This window comes from Mesorhizobium sp. M0870 (assembly GCF_040319775.1).
Classification (GTDB): Bacteria; Pseudomonadota; Alphaproteobacteria; order Rhizobiales; family Rhizobiaceae; genus Mesorhizobium.
The window spans coordinates 16519-38452 of record NZ_JAMYOI010000002.1 but is presented as its reverse complement, the minus strand read 5'-3'; the positions used below and the strand labels follow the sequence as shown (position 1 = coordinate 38452).

The 21934-nt window shown below is 62.9% G+C and carries 15 protein-coding genes and 1 pseudogene; 4 read left to right on the top strand and 12 right to left on the bottom strand.

The window, feature by feature from the left end; all coding sequences use genetic code 11:
* Positions 1-102: 102 nt before the first annotated feature.
* The 6 genes and pseudogenes from NKH97_RS03205 to NKH97_RS03180 form a co-directional block, all read right to left on the bottom strand.
* Positions 103-1140 carry a DUF7146 domain-containing protein gene (locus NKH97_RS03205; protein WP_352795334.1) on the bottom strand — a complete coding sequence of 346 codons (1038 nt, stop codon included), beginning with the start codon at positions 1138-1140 and terminating at the stop codon, positions 103-105.
* Positions 1137-5463: pseudogene (locus tag NKH97_RS03200) on the bottom strand (strawberry notch-like NTP hydrolase domain-containing protein). Before NKH97_RS03200 ends, NKH97_RS03205 begins: the two are co-directional and overlap by 4 nt.
* 330 nt (positions 5464-5793) lie before the next feature.
* Positions 5794-7923 carry a ParB/RepB/Spo0J family partition protein gene (locus tag NKH97_RS03195; protein ID WP_352795332.1) on the bottom strand — a complete coding sequence of 710 codons (2130 nt, stop codon included), beginning with the start codon at positions 7921-7923 and terminating at the stop codon, positions 5794-5796.
* Positions 7924-8078: 155 nt separating this feature from the next.
* Complete coding sequence (locus NKH97_RS03190) at positions 8079-9041, bottom strand: ArdC family protein (protein WP_352795330.1); 963 nt, start codon at positions 9039-9041, stop codon at positions 8079-8081.
* A 189-nt stretch (positions 9042-9230) separates the two neighbouring features.
* Positions 9231-11168 (bottom strand): DNA ligase D, encoded by a 1938-nt coding sequence (ligD, locus tag NKH97_RS03185; protein WP_352795328.1) that lies wholly within the window; start codon positions 11166-11168, stop codon positions 9231-9233.
* A gap of 404 nt (positions 11169-11572) precedes the next feature.
* Positions 11573-12070: a hypothetical protein gene (locus tag NKH97_RS03180; protein WP_352538289.1), complete on the bottom strand. Its 498-nt coding sequence runs from the start codon at positions 12068-12070 to the stop codon at positions 11573-11575.
* 194 nt (positions 12071-12264) lie between these two features.
* Between NKH97_RS03180 and NKH97_RS03175 the strand changes: the two genes are divergently transcribed.
* A complete protein-coding gene (locus NKH97_RS03175) occupies positions 12265-12948 on the top strand; it encodes a hypothetical protein (RefSeq protein WP_352795326.1) in 684 nt (227 codons plus the stop codon).
* A 358-nt stretch (positions 12949-13306) separates the two neighbouring features.
* Here NKH97_RS03175 and NKH97_RS03170 read toward each other — a convergent pair whose 3' ends face one another.
* From NKH97_RS03170 to NKH97_RS03160, 3 genes are all read right to left on the bottom strand, one after another.
* Entirely contained in the window at positions 13307-14650 is a 1344-nt protein-coding gene (locus tag NKH97_RS03170) for a hemolysin family protein (protein WP_352795324.1), read from the bottom strand.
* A 166-nt stretch (positions 14651-14816) separates the two neighbouring features.
* Complete coding sequence (locus tag NKH97_RS03165; RefSeq protein WP_352679104.1) at positions 14817-14957, bottom strand: hypothetical protein; 141 nt, start codon at positions 14955-14957, stop codon at positions 14817-14819.
* A 281-nt stretch (positions 14958-15238) separates the two neighbouring features.
* The gene (locus NKH97_RS03160; protein WP_352795322.1) at positions 15239-16150 is read right to left on the bottom strand and encodes a transcriptional regulator GcvA; all 912 of its coding nucleotides are present in this window, start codon (positions 16148-16150) and stop codon (positions 15239-15241) included.
* Positions 16151-16263: 113 nt separating this feature from the next.
* Here NKH97_RS03160 and NKH97_RS03155 point away from each other — a divergent pair, with 113 nt between their 5' ends.
* The gene (locus NKH97_RS03155) at positions 16264-16491 is read left to right on the top strand and encodes a DUF1127 domain-containing protein (protein WP_352679098.1); all 228 of its coding nucleotides are present in this window, start codon (positions 16264-16266) and stop codon (positions 16489-16491) included.
* A gap of 154 nt (positions 16492-16645) precedes the next feature.
* Here NKH97_RS03155 and NKH97_RS03150 read toward each other — a convergent pair whose 3' ends face one another.
* From NKH97_RS03150 to NKH97_RS03140, 3 genes are read right to left on the bottom strand one after another with little or no spacing between them, the layout of a single operon-like run.
* Positions 16646-17926, bottom strand: coding sequence for an MFS transporter (locus NKH97_RS03150; RefSeq protein WP_352679095.1), 1281 nt, complete (start codon positions 17924-17926; stop codon positions 16646-16648).
* A 42-nt stretch (positions 17927-17968) separates the two neighbouring features.
* Positions 17969-19384 carry a chromate efflux transporter gene (chrA, locus tag NKH97_RS03145; RefSeq protein ID WP_352679092.1) on the bottom strand — a complete coding sequence of 472 codons (1416 nt, stop codon included), beginning with the start codon at positions 19382-19384 and terminating at the stop codon, positions 17969-17971.
* An 8-nt stretch (positions 19385-19392) separates the two neighbouring features.
* Entirely contained in the window at positions 19393-20370 is a 978-nt protein-coding gene (locus NKH97_RS03140) for a chromate resistance protein ChrB domain-containing protein (RefSeq protein WP_352795319.1), read from the bottom strand.
* Positions 20371-20479: 109 nt separating this feature from the next.
* On the opposite strand from NKH97_RS03140, the gene NKH97_RS03135 reads away from it, so the two are divergent.
* Positions 20480-21454 (top strand): Fe-Mn family superoxide dismutase, encoded by a 975-nt coding sequence (locus tag NKH97_RS03135; protein ID WP_352795317.1) that lies wholly within the window; start codon positions 20480-20482, stop codon positions 21452-21454.
* Positions 21451-21921: a chromate resistance protein ChrB domain-containing protein gene (locus NKH97_RS03130; protein WP_352679082.1), complete on the top strand. Its 471-nt coding sequence runs from the start codon at positions 21451-21453 to the stop codon at positions 21919-21921. Before NKH97_RS03135 ends, NKH97_RS03130 begins: the two co-directional genes overlap by 4 nt.
* Positions 21922-21934: the final 13 nt, after the last annotated feature.

Genomic DNA, 21934 nt, shown 5'->3' with positions numbered 1-21934 from the left:
GCCCGATCGCCCTCTTGAAGGCCGGGTCGCGGTTCTCTGCCGGCGGGCCACGCATCCATGCGGCGCAGCCGGCACGGTGCGCTGGGCGCTTCCCCTCACGGCTCATGCCGCCTGTGTCAGATAGCGGGTGCGATCTTTGCGCATGAGCTGGTCCGCAATCGAGGCCTGGAAGGCGGCAAGTCCGAAATGGCGGAGGTCTTCGTTGAAGTCTTGCATCGCCGGCGACAGCACGATTGCCTCGATTCCGGCGTCCGTCGCGCGCTCGAGCAGGCTGTCTCGAGCACCGTCACCGGCCGGATCGTTGTCGCGAATGACATAGAGCCGCCGCAGGTTCGGAGGGAACAGGATTGCGGCAAGATGGGCTGCCGAGAGTGCCGCAGCCATCGCCATGTCGGGCAAGGCGCATCTGAGCGACAGCGTCGTCTCGATGCCTTCGCCTGCCGCCATGACGCTGCCGGGTGCGCCGAAGCGGACGGCGTGACCCAGAAGGTCACCTATTGCCCGACGCGGCGTGTCGACGGGTGCCTTGCCGGTGCCGTCCGGTGCGAGCCAGGTGCGGTGCGCGCCGGTCAGATGTCCATCGAGGTCGGTGACAGCGGCGATCATTGCCGGCAAGGTCTCGGTCGGTCCTTGATCGTCGTGCCGGTAGTAGCAGCGCGGATGGAACCGCAGCGATCCGGTGCCGTACAAAGTCGTAATGCCGCGTCCACGCAAATACGTTTCCACGAGGGTGCCTATAATGGGCTTCGACATGGCGACCAGTCGGCGAGCCGCTTCTGGAGATCCAACGGGGACCTGCGTGATCGGCTCGGCCGGTCGGGGTGGCATGGCATCCGGCATAGCGAGAAACACGCGCGCCTCGTCGGCGACGTCTCGAAAATTGACCAGTCCGAGGGATTCGCGGATGACATCGAGCAGGTCGCCATGCTCACCGGTAGCGGCGTCGGTCCATTTGCCTGGCGGTCCCTTCGGGGATGGCCGCAGACGCACGAACATCGAGCGGCCCGGCGCATTGCGGACGTCGCCGACGGTCCAATAGTTGCCCTGGCGACGGCCATTGGAGAGGTAGTGGCGGCACACCGCCTCGGCATGTTCGCCGAGGCGGTGTGCGAGGTTGGATGCAACGTGACGCGGAATCATGCAGCCTCCCGCTCACTGACCCGCTCGATTGGGAAGCGGTCGAGCACGCGCTCCAGCACCGCGAGCCCGTTGGCGTCGATCGGCACGAACATCCTGAGCTTCCACGAAATGATCTCGTGGAAGAGACCGTAGGCGGTGAGGCGCTCGCGCATCGTGTCGGTGAAGCCGGACAATTCGATGCGCCATGCGCCCATGACGCGGCTGCGGCGAAGCTGGAGATCCTCGGCGAGATCGAGGATCGTCCGCCCGTCCATCAGAGCCGCAAACGCCTGTTCCGGCGACAGCGCAACCACGTTCGTTGCAGAGGCGTTGGCGGCCCATGCCGGCGAGACGCGGCGGCCGATGAGGCGCTCGCCCTCGTCGGTCTTAAGTCGATAAACGCGGGTCGACTCGTTGGGCAGGCGCTTCCAGATTGGAAGCAGCAGGCCGGTGACCATGTGCAAGACCGAGTCCGAAAACTCCGGCACCCCGGCGATTTCGGCGGTCCAGGCAGTTGTGAACGCCTCGCGGTCGGCCTCGACCCAGCGTGTTTCGCCCATAGCCTTGAGCGGCATGTTCTGGCTTTCCATCGGCCGGATCAGGCAGACACGGCGCTCGACCTCGCCATCGTCGAGCATGACGCTGGGGGTCGGGATCTGTACCGCGGCGCGGCCCGATTGCTTGTTGATGAGCAGTAAGGCACGCGGATCGCGGAGATGATCGAGCGCCGCATTGAGCGTGACGGGCCGATTGCGCTTGCGTTCGGTGATTGTGAGCAGGCGGCTTTCGGTGCCGGTGCGGAGATGGGTGTAGATCACCTGCCGATCGGTGACGACGAAGTTTTCGGCCTGCAGCGTCTCCAGCCCGGCATCGTAGGTGCCTGACGCGATCGCCCCCTCGATGCGCGCGGCCAGCAGTTGCTCGAAGGCACCGAACAGCACGCCCTGCAGCGCAATGGTCAGTGCTAGCAGGCGATTGAGGAAGGTGGTGATCGGCGGCAACTCGTCCTTGATGCCATTGGCATCCATCAGCTTGAGACCCGTCGCCGCCTCGAAACGCTCGAGCGAGCAGCCCTCGACCTTGCCGCGTACGATCAGCAGATAGAGTTGCCGTAGCGCATCGCGGGCATTGTGGCTTTCCAGATTATCCTCTGGACGGAACAGGCCCTGGCCACCGGTCTGGCGCTGGCCACGTGTGATCGCGCCCAGCGTATCGAGCCTCCGCGCGATCGTGGAGAGGAAGCGCCTTTCCGCCTTCACATTGGTCGAGATCGGCCGGAAGAGTGGCGGCTGCGCCTGATTGGTGCGATGCGTGCGGCCCAGGCCCTGGATCGCGGTGTCGGCCTTCCAGCCGGCTTCGAGCAGATAATGCACACGCAGCCGCGTGTTCCCGGCCGAGAGTTCGGCGTGGTAGCTCCTCCCCGTTCCGCCCGCGTCCGAAAAAACCAGAACGCGCTTCTGGTCGTCCATGAAAACCTGCGTCTCGGCGAGGTTGGCTGACCCGGCACGGTTTTCAACGACAAGGCGCTCGCCCTTGCGGACAATGCGGCGCGACCGACCGGTGACCTCGGCCACGATGTCCACCCCGAAAGTGGACGATCTGGTCGAGCGCGCCGGGGACAGGCGTCAAGCTGGCGAGGTTGGCGATCAGCTCGTCGCGCCGGGCGACCGCCTCGCGGCTCTCGACAGGCTGGCCATCGCGGTAGGCCGGGCGCGACGACAGATTGCCCTCGCTGTCGGTGAACGGCTCGTAGAGCTGCACCGGGAAGGAATGGGCCAGGTAGTCAAGGACATATTCGCGGGGCGTGATGTCGACGCGAACGTCGTTCCATTCCTCGGTCGGCAGTTCGGCCAGCCGCCGTTCCATGAGCGCCTCGCCCGTCGAGACGATCTGGACAACGGCCGCATGGCCCTCCTCCAGATCGCGGGTGATGGAGCGGATCAGGGTCGGTGTCTTCATGCTGGTCAACAAATGGCCGAAGAAGCGTTGCTTGGCGCTTTCAAAGGCGCTGCGCGCAGCCGACTTGGCCTGGGCATTGAGCGTGCCGGTGCTGCCGGTGATGTTGGCCGCCTGCATCGCCGCATCGAGATTGTTATGGATGACGCCGAAGGCCCCAGCGTACGCGTCATAGATGCGGACCTGTTCGTGCGTCAGCTCATGCTCGAGCAGTTCGTATTCGACGCCGGAGAATGACAAAGACCGCGCCGTATAGAGACCGAGCGCCCTGAGGTCGCGCGCCAGCACTTCCATCGCCGCGACGCCGCCGGCCTCGATCGCCTCGACGAATTCGGCCCGTGTCGAGAACGGAAAATGCTCGCCGCCCCAGAGGCCGAGCCGCTGGGCATAGGCGAGATTGTGGACGGTGGTGGCGCCGGTGGCCGAGACATAAACGATGCGGGCATTCGGCAGCGCGTGCTGCAGCCGCAGGCCGGCACGGCCCTGCTGGGAGGGAGCGGCATCGCCCCGTTCGCTCTTGCCGCCGGCGGCATTCTGCATGGCGTGGGCTTCGTCGAAGATGATCGCTCCATCGAAATCCGGACCCAACCATTCGACGATTTGTTTCACCCGCGAAACCTTCTCGCCGCGATCGTCGGAGCGTAGCGTGGCGTAGGTGGTGAATAGGATGCCTTGCGGCAGCACGATCGGCCTGCCCTGCGAGAAGCGGGAAAGCGGGCTGACCAGCAAACGCTCCATGCCGAGCGCCGACCAATCGCGCTGCGCATCCTCGATCAGTTTGTCGGACTTGCTGATCCAGACCGCCTTGCGTCGGCCCTGCATCCAATTGTCGAGGATGACGGCAGCGGATTCCCGGCCCTTGCCTACACCCGTGCCGTCGCCGATCATGAAGCCTTGCCGGAAGCGCACGGCGCCTTTGGCGTCCTCGCGAGCGGCGCTCATGACATCGAACGTGTCGTCGAGCGTCCAAGCGCCGGCGAGATAGTCGGCATGAGCCTCGCCCGCATAGATGACGGTCTCGAGCTGCGCGTCCGAGAGCAGGTCAAGGACGTTCTTCGGCAGGCGCGGCCGGTAGCTCGGCTTGGGTGGCGCCACCGAGGCCATGGCCGCCGATTGAACGAGCTGGGTGGGGTGAGCCCGAGAGCCGGGGATGCGGATCGCCTGAAGCCCGTAGGCCTCATAGATGGCGTCGCTGATCTGGCCGCCCTCGGCCGCCTGCCAGTCGACAGCCTCATAGGCGAGGTCTATGGCTTCCGGTTCGGCGATTGACATGCGTGGCGTGGTTCTCGCCGAGCGTGTGAGATAGCCGTGCACGGTTCGGGGCGCCGCGACTGCCGATGCCGGGCTGGAAACGGCGGCCATCACGACCGGCGGCCGCGCGGGAAGGCGCTCCTCAATCCACGTTAGGAGCCTTGCCGCATCCGCAGCGATGCCGGGAGAATCCGGGAAGAGCGAGGGATCGTCCGCCGGCACCCTGTCGATGACGGTGAGGCGCGTCGGGAAGGTCGTGCCGTGCTTGGCATAGACCGAGCCATCGATGGCGGCGGAGAAGACCACGCGACCACGCTCCTGCAGGCGGGTGAAGGCCGGGGTCCAGGCCGTATTTTCGGGGGCGAAACTCGCCCCTGTGATCGTCACCAGCCGCCCGCCGGGCGCCAGGCGCGCCAGCGCCGAGGCGATGTGCCGCCAGGCCGCGTCGGCCATGCGGTCTTCGACATTGGCCATGACGGAGAATGGCGGGTTCATCAGCACCACGCTCGGCACGGCGCCGGGATCGAGATAATCGTCGATCTGGGCGGCGTCGAAGCGGGTGACAGGAACGGCCGGAAAGAGGGAGGAGACAAGCGCCGAACGTGTCTCGGCAAGCTCGTTGAGGATGAGCGAGGCGCCGGCTATCTCAGCCAGGATGGCGAGCAGCCCGGTGCCGGCCGAAGGCTCCAGCACTCGGTCGGCGGGCGTGATGGCGGCGGCTGTTGCCGCGACCAGGCCGAGCGGAATCGGCGTCGAGAACTGCTGGAAGGTCTGTGCTTCTTCGGACCGGCGGGTATGCGTCGGCATGAGCCCAGCGATCTTCGACAATGCGGAAAGCCGTTGAGGCGGAGACGCGGCTTTGCGGAACAGCGCCTTTCCATATTTGCGGAGGAAGAGGACCGTCGCGGCCTCGCAGGCATCGTAGGCCGTCTTCCAGTCCCACGCGCCGGCGGCGTCGGAGACACCGAATGCGGCTTCCATCGCTGCCCGGAGCTTTGACGCGTCGATGCGTTCGCCGTGCTCGATATGGGGAAGCAGGAGGCCGGCGGCAGCAAAGATAGCGGCGGCACCATCGGTTTCGGGGAGCGGCAGCGATACGACGCCAGGAGCTGCCGCGGCGGGCGAGATCATGTACATGGTGTGAACCTCTGGAGAGCGGGGACAGGATCGAGCCGGGCGGCGCTCTCTCTGGACCGCGCGGATTCAAACCCATCCCGACTCGCCTCTCCCTCTCAGGGCTCGCCGAAGCCAAAATGAAACAAGCGCCCCGCCGTGAGTTGGAGCGCTTGCCGGTTTCAATCGATCTCGATCATATTTCGCCGTCAGGCTCCGACTTCTGTAGGAACCATTGGCGTCGCCGGTACGAAGCAGCGTCTGGAAGTTGCTGCGCGAAAATGGCCCGGCGATACACCGGGCCGTGAGGTGAAGGAAAAAGGGCCGGGCGACCCGGCCGCGCCGCCAACGGTGCTATTCGGCGGCTACCACGTGCGCGGCAGTCTCATCGGCGGCCGAACCGTCCTCGTCGTCACCGGCGAGGAATTCGGGAAGGTCGGCTTCCTCGCCCTCATCCGGCTGCGCGGCCGGCGCGCCGTCGCCGCTGAGGCGGAGCGGTTCGGGCAGCCAGCCACTATCGGCCAGGAGGCGCTCGGCCTCCTTGGCCATGTCGACCTTCTTGAGATGGTCGATAAGCTGGGCGGCCTGGTTGCCGGCGCCTTCGCGCACGGCTTCGAGAATGCGGGACTTGGTGACGCGGCCGAGATAGTTATCCACGGTCGGCCGCCAGCCGGCATCTACCATGTCAAGCCCGGTCGCACGGGACAACCGATCGGCCTCACGCAGGCGCTGATCGAGCCCATGCTGGGAAACGCCGCTGCCGTAGGGATTGGGTCGTTCGAACAGGGCGTTGATCCCATAGCTGACGCAATGCGCCAGCAGCTTCTGCCGGCTGGCTTCATCGAGCCCGTCGAGCCAACCCCATAGGGTCTCGTCGTCATCCAGTGGAATGACGCTCTTCCAGGCCTCATGGCGCCCATCGACGGCCTTGGCCGCGGGGCTGTCCTTGAGACCGACGTCCTGCCACGGCAGTTGGACATGCCGGACGAAGGCCTCGACGCAGCCGGTCGCGGAACGCTGACCGAAGGTATCGAGGACGAGCCTATGCAATAGCGCCGTGATGGCCACATGCTGGTTCTCGGCCACGGCATTGCGCAGCGCCAACGTGCGATGGGCGGTGAGTTCGATGACCAGGCGCTCGGGCAGCGGCTTGATGGTGTCGCCGTCATCCTCCTCTGGCTCGGATGCCTGCGCGCCGATGGTGATAATGGCGCGGCTGACCGAAGGATCGTGTCTGCTATCCTCGTTCTCGGTAGCGCAGCCTGGCTCGGCGGAGTCGCCGTTGGCCGCATGCATCGCTTCGTCCTCGGGGCGTACATGGCCTCGATCGACGATGAGATTGCCATCACGATCGATGCTGATGAACACACCCGCGCGGGCGATCTCGGCCCGATCGTAGTTCATCGGCCGGCTCTCGAAGGCCTCGAGCGCGGTCTCGATCTGACCGAGGCGCTGATCGACATCCTCGGGGAGTTCGTCGGATTCGCCATACTCGGATTCCAGCCGATTGTACTCCGCCCGTAGGGCTTCGCGTTCCGCTCGCTCCGCGTCGGTCAGATCGACGGGGGTGCCGGCCAGTGCTCGCAGACCGTGACTGTGGCCGTAGGGTAGATCGGCATCGACCACGATCCATTTCCAGCCCTCCGCCGCGATCTCGTCGGCAATCGACTTCATCCTGTCGCGGACCAAGCGGTCGAGCAGAGCGGGGTCCTGCAGCCAGCCGCCATTGTCGGCCTCGAACAGGTCGCGCAGCACCACGCCGCCGGCAGCGACATACGCGTCGACACCGACGAACAGCGCCCGGCGATCGCTTGCCCGCACAGTGGTCTCCGTCAGGAGGCGCCGGATCTGCTGCGGCTCCTTCGACCAGGAGTTTTCGAGCGCCTCCCAGACCTGCTCCTGACGGGCGTGATCGTCGGTCACGGTAAAGGCCATGAGATGCTCGAGTTGCATTCCCTCCTGCTCGTAGACCTCGTGCAGCTTGGGCGAAACTTTTGCGAGCCGCAGGCGCTGCTGGACAAAGCTAGCGGACACGAAGAAGCGTGCCGCAATCTCCTCATGACTGGCGCCCTGATCGTGCAAGGTCTGGAAGGCCCGGAACATATCCAGGGGATGTAAATCTTCGCGCTGAAAATTCTCGGCCAGCGAGTCCTCCTCGATCGGGACCGCGCTGTGGGCGTCGCTGACGACGCAGGGAACTAGCTCGGTCTTAATCATGCGCTTCTGCTTGACCAGCAGTTCCAGCGCGCGATAGCGGCGCCCGCCAGCCGGCACCTCAAACATGCCGGTCTCGTTACCCTCGCCATCCAATACTGGCCGGACGTTAAGGCTCTGGAGCAGGCCGCGCCGTGCGATCGATGCTGCGAGGTCCTCTATCGTTTCCCCGCGCTTGATGCGTCGGACATTGGACTGGCTCAGCATCAACTTGTTGAAGGGGATGTCACGTGAAGCGTTGAGGGTGATCTTCTGCTTGGGCGTAGCCATTGGATTATCTCCGCGACAGGGCGACCGAGACTCTCTCGACCTCCAAACCCGTCAAAAGAGACGGGCGCAGCCCTCTCACTCTGAGGACTGCGCCGCACACCGAAGATCAAGAGGGGGACTGGGCCGCAGACACGACTTTGCCCTCGTGAGGAGGGTCATGCGGCCCTCTTGTCGATCTCGGGCTGGCCGGCCTCGACCATGGCGTCGGTTTCCGGAAGGTGGGTGAGCAGCCAGTCGGCGGCCTTGCTCGCCTGGCTGGCGGCCCGCACGATGGCGCGGTTGTCGTCGCGGAGCACCTCGAGCCAAGAGCCGAGATAGTCGGCATGGCGCACCGTCGGCACGATGCCGAGCGAGGCGCAGCAGAAGGCCGCGTTCATCTCTGCGACCAGTTCCTCGAACGCATATTTCTTGGTGCCGAACGAACCGCCGAGATCCCGGCCGACCCGCGAGGCATGACCGGTGGCGTGCCCCATCTCGTGCAGCGCCGTGCGGTGCCAATTGATAGGCTCGAAATAGGCGGCCGGCGGCGGCACCCGCACATAGTCCTGTGCCGGATCATAAAACGCCCGGTCGCCACCGATGCGGAAGGCGATGCCGGTCGCCTTGATGAGGGCCTCCACCTGGGGCTCGATCTGGCCGGGCGGCGGCGGTGGCGCGGCGACCGCTACGTCCCTCGGCAAACCCTCGCACTGGGCGGCATTGAAGACGGTGTAGCGCTTGAGGAACGGGATGGCCGCCGCTTCCTCGCCGGTCTCCACGGCGCGCTTCTTTTCGTCGTCGGGGACAAAACGATCAGCATAGACGATGGTCGTGCCGTGCTCGCCCTTCATGACGTTGCCGCCGAGCGACAGAGCCTGCCGGAAGGTGATCCAGCCCTGGCTTGGAAAGCCGTGCTCGACCACGGCGCCCCAGAGTAGGAGCACGTTGATGCCGGTGTAGGCTCGGCCCGTGGCGGCATTTTTCGGCATGGCCAGCGGCGCCTTCGCTGCCGCGGTGCCCCAGGGCTGAACCCAGGGGAAGCGGCCTGCTTCCAGTTCGGCGATGATCTTACTGGTGATATCGTCATAAAGGTTCGTCCGGTCCGCGCCGGCGCCATCGTTGCGGTGATGTCTGGACATCGCGGTTCTCCGCGACGGGCGCCGGAGGCCTCTCCTCCAACTCTCAACCCGTCACGGCAAACCGGTCCGTACTCTCACTCTAGACGGCGTTGCCGGGCCTCCCGCAGAAGGGGGGACGCTCTCGAATTTGGGGCAACGGCGGTCCGCGCCAAATCGGCAAATGTCGCTAGCCATCTAGTATGGTTATTGCTACCGGACTGCGTGGCGGATGCGGTCGGTAAGCGTTTGTTCGACGTCGAAATAGCCCTCCCAGGCCTCGGGCAGCTGAGCCCGCGCGGCAGCGGCGATAACATCGAAACCGTTGGCGCTTTCGCAGGTGGGCAACTCCTCCCATCTGACGGGCACCGCACACGACGCCCCGGCGCGTGCCCGAGTCGACCAAGGACAGATTGCAGTTGAGCCCTGGCCGTTGCGCAGGTAATCGAGAAACATTCGGCCCTTGCGCTTCGCCTTGCTCATGTTGGCGACGAAGCGCGACGGATCTGTACGGGCCAGTAGTTCGGCGAAGTCTTGGCAGAAGCCCTTGACCTCGTCCCAGTCTGCCTCTGGGACGAGCGGCACGACCACATGAACGCCCTTGCCGCCGGACAGAAACGGCCACGACTGCAGTTCAAGCGCCTCCAGAATGCCCCGAATGTCGAGGGCTGCCTGCTTGACGGCAGTGAAGCCAAAGCCCTCGTCGGGGTCGATGTCGAAGATCATGCGATGCGGCAGATCCGGCTGCTGGCGCAGGCTTCCCCAGATGTGGAATTCGAGCACGTTCATCTGGACGCCTGCGATCAGCCCAGCCAGGTCATCGACCCACAAGATGCGGCTTTCCTTCCCGGACATCTTCTCCAACTGGCCGTCATGGATGGCCTTGGGCATGCCGGGCAGTCTGTGCTTCTGAAAGAAGGTCTGCTGCAGGTCGCCATCGGTATCGCGCACCAGCGACAGCGGCCGATCCTGGATGTGCGGCAGCATCTTCTCGGCGACCACGGCGTAGTAGGCGGCGAGCGTGGCCTTGGTCACCTTGGTCCCGGGATACATGACCTTGTCTGGATGCGTCAGCTTGACGCCGACAGCAGCGGCGATCTCCTTGCCGATTCCGGGATCGAGATTGGCGGAGCCAAGAGTTGCCGGCGTCTTCGGCATCTCCATTACCACTTGGTCGGCTCGCTTATCTTCGCGCATGCCCTCAAAGCTTGGATGTCGCAAGCTGCCGTCCGGTGTCACTTCGGCATAGGTGACTTCGGCAACTAGCTCGGGCTTCACCCACCGGGCACGGCGGGCAATGTCTCTCGGAACGGAAACGAAAGCCGGTTTCTCAACACGGCGTTTCTCGAGCTTCGCGAGGATGTCCTTGCGCATCGCCGCAGTGAACCCCGTGCCGACGCGGCCGCGATAGATGAGCTTGCCATTCTCGTAAGTGCCGAGGATCAACGATGCCATGCCGCGTCCTGTGTCACTTGGGCGGTAGCCGCCGACGACGAATTCCTGTCTCTTCGTGCACTTGATCTTGAGCCAACTCCGGCTGCGGTCGCCGACGTAGGAGCTGTCGGCGCGCTTGGCGATGACGCCTTCGTGGCCGCCCTCGCACATGGCGTCGAACACCCTTCTGCCCTGGTCGACGATGTGGCTGGAAAATTGCAGGCTGTCGTCAGGGCGGCGCGCGCCCAGCAGGGACTCAAGTCGCGCCTTGCGCTCGAGGAGCGGCTGGGTCGACAGATCTTCACCATCCAATTCAAGCAGATCGAAGGCGTAGAACTTGAGGGGCATACCCGCGGCGATGCCGGTTTTCAGCATGGAGAAGTTCGAGCGGCCCTGGCTGTCGATGGCGACGATCTCACCATCGATCAGCACCGCGCCTTTGGTCAGTCTCTGAAGCGGCGGTAGGATGACCTTGAACTGTCGGGTCCAGTCGTGGCCATTGCGGGTATAGACAACGACGTTCGAGCCGGAGATGGCGACTTGGGCACGATAGCCGTCGAACTTCATCTCGAAAAGCCAATCCCCGCCGACCGGTATGTGGTCTGTCAGCGTGCATAGCTGGAAGGGACGAAACCGCGGGAGCCGATTTGTAGGGACAGATTCTGAGTCTCTGGGCCGTGTGCGCCTTTTACTGAGGGTGCCGTCTACAGCCGACATGCGGAACTCGGATACTTAGTCCGATTCAATACCCTGCCTCGGATTCGGTTCCATGCCCACCCGTCCCCGCGCCGGCGACCGTCGGCGCCCAAAGGAAGGACGGCGTATAAAACGCAGTCCTGCGCGCGTCCGCAACAGCGGACAATTGCCGGGCGTAGGACGGAGGAAATTCGCCCCCGCCGCTGGCGGTGAACAGGACAGCCGTAGGAGCGTCAGCATAGCGCCGGCCGCAGGACGGGACGCGGGACCGACTGTCCCCGTTCGCGGTGGTCCGCGTATTTTGCGCCGAAGCCACCGGCGGAGGTCGCGCGGAGGTCCGGCTCTCGACAGCTGACCGAGATCGGATGTCCAAACCCGAGCCGAGATGCCTAGACGAAATCGATGAGGTCTTGCATCTTCACCCCTCAATTGCGTGGCAGCTTGTGAATTTCCAACCTGACAGGCCCTCCCCTGTCACAACTTGTGCAGAATAGCGCTCGCTCTACTGAACTGAACAGAGCGCCTTTGCCATAGCGTTTGATGAGGCCGGCAGGCTTTACCGTTGCATGGTGCGAACAGGATCTGCACCAGGCCCGCAACACATGCCACTCGCGAAGATCTCCAAGAGCAACATCGAGGCCGGCGTGAACGCTGCCGTCGATAATCGTCTGTGGCGGGATTGTCACCTCGCCGGGTGTCAGGATTTTCTCCATCACATGCCGACTGTTGTAGTGGATCAGCAACATCCCCGGGCGGCGCCGGATGGCGGCTTGCCAGGCTGCCTGACTCACCGTTGAATCGGGAGAACGCGAAATGGTTTCTGACAAACCCTGCTCCTCGCGATCCCAGACCTCGATCCGAAAATTGTCTTCCGCTGTTTTTGCCATAGCTTCGCCGGCCAGCGCGATTGACGCCGAGCCCATGGTCCTTTGCTGTTCCAGATCACGCTGAAATAAGGAACATATTCCTCCTTCGTCAAGGGCATGCTTGACTTTGTGTTCTCTTTTTGTTCACTATTGGCGGAAATAGGCATAGGAGGCGAACCATGGAACTTCGCTTGAACATTGAAGGGGCGACACCCCAAGAACTCGAACGCGGCATCGCGGCAGCCGAAGCGGTGTTTGCACGCGCCGGCATTACGGCCTTGCAGGGCGCGGAAGGACTGTTCGCGTTGGAAGGCTGGGACATCAAGGGCTTTCCAGAAGATGACAAGCCTAGCGAGGACGAGGATCAGGCTGCCACTGTTTGGCTGGAAGCCGACGAGGCTGCGGCGGCGGCATGTTGCGCGGGCTGGCCCGCGGAAAAAGTTCCGCACCATGAGGTCATGGAGTTGATCAACGTCCCCCGCACGAAGTTGCAAGCCGAGGCGATTCCGGAAACTTGGCCGGATCGTAAGCAGCTCTATCCCGACGTCGTCAAACGGCTAGAAATCTCGACCGGCCCGGACCGCCAGATCGATTTCGATATCGCCTTTGTTCTCGGCTGGGTCCCCGAGCGGCCGACGCTCGATCGGGTTGAGCCGCTTTCGGAGGATGGAGACCGTATCCCCTTCTTCACCAGCGACCTTGCTCAGGTCGAAGAGATGGCGCGCAAGGCGCTCAAGGACTGGACAATCGAGATCGATCGAGTTCCATGTGATGCCCACGTTTTCGACCCGTCGGCCGGCGATGACGATGATGAATTGCGCATGGCGGCGTGGCGTGATTTCGACGGCTCCTTGCATATGGAGAAGCCTCCGGCAAATCCTGCAATCGCGCTGACGCTGGCAATGATGCGCGGCCAGTCCATGCATTTCGAATAGTGGTCAAACGCAGTCGGGGCTCACCAACGCCATCGGTCATCGACCGCGACTCGCCACACCAGGTTGCGCCAGCCTATGTCGAGTGTAGATCAGCCTGACTGACTCATAGCAGTCCGAATGCCATTGCGGTGAGGAAGGCCACCACTAGCACCACAAGGACCCCAATAATCAGCCAGACGGCGCTCTTGGCGTCCATTTAAACCCTCAACTGTCGGTTCCATTGATCATATAGTGCGACGCGAAGACGCTCACCAGCCACTGTGGCTCCAGCGGAGACTCGTCCGGGGCGAACCGACGGGTGGTGGAAATATTCGCGCGCAAAAGGCCGGCCGGCTCCCGGCCTCTCGCGCGGTCAGTCTCAACTGGCTGCAGGCGTGGATGTAGGCTGCTCACGGCGAGCGAGCAGCTTGTCAATCCGCCTTCCGTCCATATCGAGAATCTCGAAGCGCCAGCCCTCATAGTCAAAGTGCTCACCAGCTTCAGGAAGATGCCCAAGCCGGGACAAGGCGAACCCGGCGATCGTATGAAAATCACCCTCTGCCGCCCCTGATCGAAAGCCCAGGCGAGCGAAGGCATCGTGCGCCAGCATCATCCCGTCGATCAGCAGGGAACCGTCATCACGCTCGACGACATCGGGGTCTTCACCATCCAGGTCCGGAAGGTCGCCCGCGATGGCTTCGAGCAGATCGGTCTGGGTGACGATCCCCTCCAGAGCGCCATATTCGTCGATGACGATCGCCAGGCGCACCGGCGCCCGCTTGAACTGATCGAGCACGCGGAATATTGGCGTTCCTTCGTGGACGATCACGGGTTCGCGGATAACCGCCATCGGATCGAGCGTTTTTCCATCGAGCACCTGGTCAAGGAGATCCTTCTTCAGGATCATACCGAGCGGTTCGTCAATCCCGCCACGGCCGACCAGAAGCTGCTCATGACGACATTCGCGGATGGTGCGCAGAATCTCGTCTGGGCTGTCGTCAGCGTCGATCCAGTCGATATCGCGTCGCGGTGTCATGATATCCGCGATGCGCCGATCTCCGATGTTGAAGACACGCTCGACAAGTTCCTGCTGAGTTTGATGGAGCAGCCCTGCCTCCTGGCTTGCCGCCACAAGTAGCTTCAGCTCTTCAGGCGAATGCAAGGACTCCTCCCCTGTGCCTGGGCGCAGACCGCAGAGACGCAGCACCAGATTGCCGAGACCGTTCAGAGCGAGGATCGCTGGTCTCAGCAGAAACAGAAACAGGCCGAGCGGGCGTACGACCCAGAGTGCCGTGCCTTCGCTGCGTTGAAGCGCCAGGCTTTTCGGCGCCAATTCGCCCAGGACGATGTGAAGAGCGGTTATGATGATGAAAGCGATTACGACGGCGATCGTGTGCGAAGCTGCCGTGGCCAGGGACCCCATTACCCCCAAGAGCAGTGGCTCGATCAGATGGGCAAGTGCGGGTTCGCCAACCCAGCCGAGCGCCAGCGATGAAATGGTGATGCCGAGCTGGGTCGCGGCCAGATTGGCATCGAGATTGACCAAGGTTTTTTGAAGCCGCCCGGCGTTCAAACGCCCGGCAGCTGCAAGCTCGTCGACGCGGCTGCGTCTAACCGCTACCAGGGCAAACTCGGCGGCGACAAAGAAGCCGTTTGCGCCTACGAGTACGAGAACCAACAAAATTCCAAGAATGTCGCGTAGACTACCATCGTCCGCCGGCATGATATCCTCTGTATGAAAAAGCTACGGTCGTCTCTGAAGCGTATTTGCCGCTATCGCGCAACCGCCGTTTGGCCTTGAGCATCGTTGCGGAGCTATCACTGTAGCGTCGCTGACTGCCGGTCAATGAGTGGCAGAATGACCAAATCCTCTCTGCAGACGGCCGAGCTCAAACTGGCTTCTCGGTGAGCAAAGTCAATGGCAGCGCTGCGGACAGGTCGCCTCTAATCCAGTGATTCAGTAAAATCACTGCGATCCCGGCGAGGATCGCCAGCACTATCATCCAAGTGATCTTCTGAAGATCGGTCATCTCATCATCTCCCGAGGCGCAGTTAGGGCCTGGTGCGAGCCAGCATCCGGTCTCGCCGCGGTTGAACTCGGTATGAATAGCCACCCCGGACATCGTGGCTCATCATGCTGAAGGTCGCGCTGGCGCGCTAGCGGACTCTTATCTGCGTTTACCGCCGTTCGTCCGAATTACTTCTCACAGCCGGTAACCGAACGTTGGCCCCTCGCAGAAGCCCGTTGAACAATTGAGCCCTTTGCAAGCAGCTTTTCCGACTGCTTGATCTTCACGATTCGATCTTAGGCCTATGGACCGAGCGTTTTGAGGCGGCGCACATCATCGGCAGTTTCAGCCAACAGCCAGTCACGGAATGTCGTAATTTTAGGGAGCATCGACGTCGCCTTGGGGCAGACGATCCAGTAGGTCTTGGACAATCGCAGCGTCGTGGCGAACGGTCTCACGAGGCGCCCGTTGATGAGGTCCCATGCCGCAAGCGTGGTGCGGGCGAGTGCGACGCCCTGGCCGTCGATAGCGGCGTCTATGACCATGCTGGCGCGGTTCAAGACTGGCCCATGGGAGAGTTCGGCATCGACCACGCCGGCGGCCTCGAGCCATTCCGACCAGTCCTTTCGGTCATCAAGATGCAGCAACGGAAAGTTCAGCACATCGGACGGCTCGCGCATCCGCTGGTGAAGTTTGGAACTGCAGACCACGAACAGTTGCTCGGAGCACAGGCGGACAACATCATGCCCCGCCCAATTGCCATCGCCATGCCGCACGGCAAGATCGACGTCCTCCCTGGCGAAGTCGACGTGATGCATGGTTGCGGAAATCCTGAGATCGATGTCGGGGTGCGTCTCGGCAAACCTGCCAAGGCGGTTTACCAACCATTTGGCGGCAAAGTCGGGCGACGTGCTGACCGTCAGCGCTCCGGCCCGAGATAGATGCTGGATGCGTTGTGTGCCGAGAGCTATGCGGTCGAAGGCATCGCGCACCACCTCCAGATAGGAGAGGCCCGCTCGCGTGATGCTCAGCTTTTGACGTTCGCGATCGAACAGCCTGATGCCCAATTCGAGCTCGAGCGCCTTCACCTGATGGCTCACCGCACCCTGCGTGACGGAAAGTTCGTCCGCCGCCCTGGTGAAGCTCTCGTGGCGCGCCGCCGCCTCGAAGGCTTTGAGGGCGTTGAGTGATGGCAGTCGGCGGGCCAATTTCACACCATGTCATGAGAAAAATTGGGCCAAGCAAGAGAAACCATGCTTTGCGCCCGCGGGCAGATTGGAGCATTTCCGCACCCCACGTCAACAAGCGCACTGCGGAAGGATGAGAAATGTTGAACCCCCTGCTGATTGAGACGCCGAGGCGTTCGTCCCCACAGGCAAGTGCCCATCGCGTCCTTGAAAATTTAGTGCGCTCGATGGCATCGGTGGCGCGCTGGATCGAAATCCATCGCCAACGGGAACAGCTGGCCGAACTCGAAGATCATCAGCTGGCAGACTTGGGTCTGAGCCCTGCGCAGATTCGGAATGAATGTTCAAAGTGGCCGTGGCAGGCCTAATTCTCGGCTGAGGACTTCCTCGGGGGAACGCGCATTCAGTCGTGCCTTCGTCAAATCAGCGAAGCAAGATTTCGTGGATCGCGAGGGCGATCCACGCAGCGTCAACCAAGCCCTCGACGGGGCGGGTGATCTGCTCGGCCGCATTTTGCACCTGCTACTGCCCGTCCCGTCGTTCCTCCGGCGGGCGAACCTTGCGGAACATTGCAAGCAGAAGCACATCGTAGACAATCTTCAAGACGCCCGCGATGACCAGCGGCCAACCGAAACCGGACATTGCGAGCAGCGAGCCGGCAAGCATCGGACTGGCGGCCGCCGCGAGGCTGCGAGGCACGGCAGTGACACTCGCCGCTGCGGCCCGCTCACCCGGCGTCACCACCGCCATGACGTAGGAGGTGCGGGTCGGTACATCCATCTGCGACAAGGCGCTCCTGATCAGCAGTAGGACGATGACCGGACCGAGGCTCGGCATGAAGGGAATGAGCAAAAGGCAAAGACTGGAAGGCAGGTGCGTAAACACCATGGTGTTTACGAGCCCGATCCGTTTGGAGATTTGCACTGCCAGCAGATACGACCCGGCTGACAGGATGCCCGTCAAGAAGAAGATCGCACCTGTAGCAGCGAGCGATAGGCCGAACTGTTGGAAAAGCCAAAGAGCCAACAATGACTGGACCACGAAGCCTCCCGCAAAGGCATCCAGGCTAAAGAGCGCAGCGAGCGTGAGGACGATGGCTCGAGACTTGCGCAATGGCTCCGCCGGTACCGCATTCGCATCGAGCGGCTCGTCCGGCAGTTGCCGATAAAGGAGCAGCGCACCTACTCCCAGAAAGGCATAAAGCAGGAAGGCGATCTGGAGCGCTTGCTTGATATCCAGCCCGGCAACATGTCGGAGAATATCGGGGGCTCCGGCCGCCAGAGCACCGACGGCCCCAATGAGTGAACCGACAAGGCTATAGCGGGCAAAGAGCGCGGTGCGGTCGCGATCGGTGACGCTATGGGCAAGTTGCGCATGCTCCAACGGCAGAAACACACTTACGTCGCCCGAGGATGGGTTCAGCGTTCCGACGAATGCGATAAGGAGCAGCGGCCAGAAATCGTGAACCAACGCGAAGGCGATCCCCGTGACGACCATCAGGACGGCGGCTGCAATCAGCAGAGAGCGGCGAGAGAAATGGTGCGCGACAAACCCGACTGCCAAGGTGAGCGCGGCCGAACCCGCGAGCGTCGCCGTCGCGAGGACCCCGATCTCGAAAGCGTTGAAGCCGAGCGCGGCCAAATAGGCCGGAAGCAGAAGACTGACGAGTCCATCGCCGAACGCCCGCAATCCTCTTGAGGCCAGCAGGTGCGTAGCTGCCGGCCCGGCACCGGAAGGCAGGAGTGCAACCCTCCGTCTCGCAGCCGGTTCGTGCGGAGCATTCATCGGCCTTTGGGCTGTCAAGGATGCCTCCTGCCGGGAGAATGGTTACACCGACCGCTCAGCTTAAATCGATCCGCTGGCCACCCCGTAGAGCAAGCCGAGGATCGAGCATGCGGCGAGCACTGGGATCATACCGATCTTGAAACGGAATACCGCCAGCAGCGCCCCGAGCGTCAGCACCAGAGACGGCAGGTTGATGGAGTTGAACACGGGAACGTCCAGCGTCATGCCCAGCCAGGTGACCTCACGCAGCTCGCGAAACAGCACGTGAAGCGCGAACCACACCGCCAGGTTCAAGATCACGCCGACCACCGCCGCCGTGATGGCAGACAATGCTGCTGACAAGGCCTTGTTGCTGCGCATTGTTTCCATGAACGGCGCGCCGAGGAAGATCCACAGGAAACAGGGGACGAAGGTCACCCACGTCGTGAGAAGACCGCCGAGCGTTCCGGCGACAAGGGAGTTGAGTACGCCCGGCGCCCGATAGGCTCCCATGAAGCCGACGAACTGGGTGACCATGATCAGCGGACCGGGCGTCGTCTCGGCCATGCCGAGGCCATCCAGCATTTCTCCAGGCTTCAGCCAGCCATAGTGATCCACGCCCTGTTGCGCGACATAGGCGAGCACCGCATAGGCACCACCGAAGGTAACCATCGCCATCTTGGAGAAGAAGATGGCGATGTCGGTGAAGACATTGCCTTGCCCAAGAAACACCAGAAGTGCCAGGACCGGCACGAACCACAGCGCCAGAAAAACTGCCGCGATCTTCAGCGACCAACTGACGGACGGCCGGGCGTGCGCCGGCACCCCTTCGCCGAGCGCTGTATCGGCATCGGCGACCTGCTTGCCGCCGACCTTGCCATGTCCATTGCCCGACTGGAATGCAGCCCACCCAGCTCTTCCCCCCACGTAACCAATCACGCCCGCGATCAAGATGACCAGCGGAAACGGCGCATCGAAGAAAAAGAGAGCGATGAAGGCTGCCGCCGCGAGCCCGACCATTGCGTTGTTCTTGAGCGCCCGCCTGCCGATCCGCAAGACCGCCTCAAGCACGATCGCGAGGACCGCCGCCTTCAAACCGAAGAAGAGAGCCTGAACGGCGCCGACGTTGCCGAAGATGGCGTAAATCCAGCTGAGCGCCATGATGGCAATCGCGCCTGGCAACACGAACAGAATCCCGGCGACAAGGCCGCCTCTGGTCTTGTGCATGAGCCAGCCGATGTAGATGGCCAGCTGCTGCGCCTCCGGTCCGGGCAGCAGCGTGCAATAGTTCAGCGCATGCAGGAACCTGGTCTCGCCAATCCAGCGCTTTTCCTCGACTATGATGCGATGCATCATGGCAATCTGGCCCGCCGGCCCGCCGAAGCTGAGCGCGGCCACTCGGGCCCACACCCGCGTGGCCTCAGCGAACGAAACGCCATGACCCGGCGTGTCGTTTGGTCGGTTTGGCGCTGTCACGATACTCTCCGCATTGGCCATGGCTAGGATCACCCACGTTTCGAACGGAAATATCGATAGAGATTGTCGAACACCGAAGCGCCCTCGGCGATCCGTTGCTCGTCTCCCGCGTTCGCCATGGCGATACCAGCGATCAGGCTGGCGATGCCGGTGGTTTCCTCGCGGCCGAACTTGCCGTCCTTGAGATCGATATCGTGGACGACCTCGGCGATGGCCTGCAAAGCCGTATCGGTGATGCCGGCGCGGGCCAGCAGCACCTCGAAGCTGCAGCGGTCTCCCTCATGGGTGATTTCGCCCTCGAACATGTCGAAGCGCAATTCCCCCTCTTTCGGCACATATCCCTTGCCCGCCACGAAGCGAATGACCGCATCGGCATCGATGAAGCGACGGATCAGCCAGCTGCAGGCGATGCGGTCGACATGCACATCCCGGCGTGTGACCCAGATCCGGCCCTTGAGCTCGCTCGGCTCGGCCGCCTTCTTCGGTTCCTTGGTCATGGCCTTGTCCTCTATAAGCTGTGTCTCGAGCTCGGCGATCAGTCCTTCGACGGCGAGGCGACCGCTCGCGCCGAAGAAGTCAATTGTCACGACTTCGGCGAGCCCCTTGCGCAAGCGGCCGAGTTGCGAACGCGCCTCCGCATGTCTTTCCGACATCGCGTCCGCTCTGATCCCCGCGGCAAGATCGCGTGCGTCGTTGGCGATCTCGGCGTAATCGGCGTCACGCGCCTCGTCGAACAGCGCCCTCACCTGCGCGTCCGACAGACCGTCAACCAGGCGTGCCTCGCACAACATAGCTTCGCCGCCGCCAGCGACGATCTCCTTGAGAAGCCATTCGAAATCCTCCTGCATCTCGGCATTGGCCGGCAGGGCGTAGACGGTGCTTTTGACCGCGACCGCGCCGATGCCTTGCAACCGTCGCCAGATCTTCACCCGAAAATAGGCGGGCTTGCTTGGCAGCTGATGGATCAGGAGCAGCCAGCGCTGTTCTTCCGATTGCCCCTCACTCATAGGTGAACCGTATCACGAATAAATATCAATGCAACACTTGTATCATTTTCCATTCAGGCATAGCGTTCGCGTCCTCACGGATGGGCCGTGCCGCAGAGTGGGGAACCCGATGCCACACCAGATCATGCCGCTGCCGTTCAAGCCGCCCCGCCTCGTCGGCCTGTCCGAGCGGCTGTTGGCAAGCCACTATGAAAACAATTACGGCGGTGCCGTTCGCCGCCTCAACGCCATCGAACAACGGCTCGACGGGCTCGACTGGGGCGCAGCACCCGTCTTCGACATCAACGGGCTGAAGCGCGAAGAGCTGGTCGCGGCCAACTCGGCGATCCTGCACGAAATCTATTTCGATGGGCTCGGTGGCTCCGGCGATGCCGGAGGCGATCTCGCGGCTGCCCTGGAGCGCGATTTCGGCAGCGTGGCGGCCTGGCGCGCCAAGTTCATGGCCTGTGCGAAGGCTCAAGCCGGCGGCTCGGGATGGACCCTGCTGACCTGGTCGGAGCGCCGCGATCGGCTGACGATCCAATGGGCAGCGGATCACACCAACTGCCTTGCCGGCGGCATTCCGATCCTCGCGCTCGACATGTACGAACATGCCTATCACATGGATTTCGGCGCCAAGGCCGGCGCCTATGTCGATGCCTTCATGAAGAACATCCATTGGGAACGGGTCGCTGCCCGCCACCGCCGAGCCGTCACGCAGCGCGATCCTTCAGCAGGATTCGCATCGGACGAAACGGTTCCAGCGATCGCGCCAGAGGAACTGCGTGCGCGTCTCGATCAAGGAGACGATCTCGTCGTGCTCGACGTCTGCCTCGCCGAGGATCTGGCTAAGCGCAGCGATATGCTGCCGGGGGCCAAGCTCCGAGCCCCCGAGACGATCGCCGATTGGGCTGGTGAACTGCCTAGAGACAGGCCGGTCATCGTCTATTGCGTCTACGGCTTCCAGGTCAGCGGCGACGCCGTCGCCGAACTGCGCCGCCGCGGCGTCGATGCAAGTGCGCTTTCAGGCGGCATCGCCGCCTGGCATGCGATCGGCGCGCCAACCGTTCCTCTAGCAATGAGCGAAGAAAGGATTGCGTCATGAAATGGGTTACCCGCGAACGTCCGGTCATCGACCGCATTGCCTGCCCCTGGCTGATTGCACGTTTCATCGACAAGGAACCGGAGTTCCTGTTCGTGCCGCCCGATCAAGTGATCCCTATTGCCCAGGAGACAGGTGCGACGCCCTACGACGTACCCGGCGTCGAATTCACGCATGTCGGTGACGGCTGCAGCTTCGACACCTTCGTCTCGAAATACGGCCTTGAGCGCGATCCGGCGATCGTGACAATTGCCGCGATCGTGCGTGGCGCCGACACGGATCGGCATGATCTCACGCCACAGTCGGCGGGGCTGCTCGCGATTTCCATGGGCCTCCGGGACCTGACGCCTGACGACCACGAGGTGCTGAAGCACGGCTTCGTCATTTACGACGCGCTCTATGCCTGGGCCTCGGGCCGCAGAGCGGAAACGCACAGCTGGCCACCGGCCTCGAAGCCGGCGGTCGCATAACAAATTGGGCAAT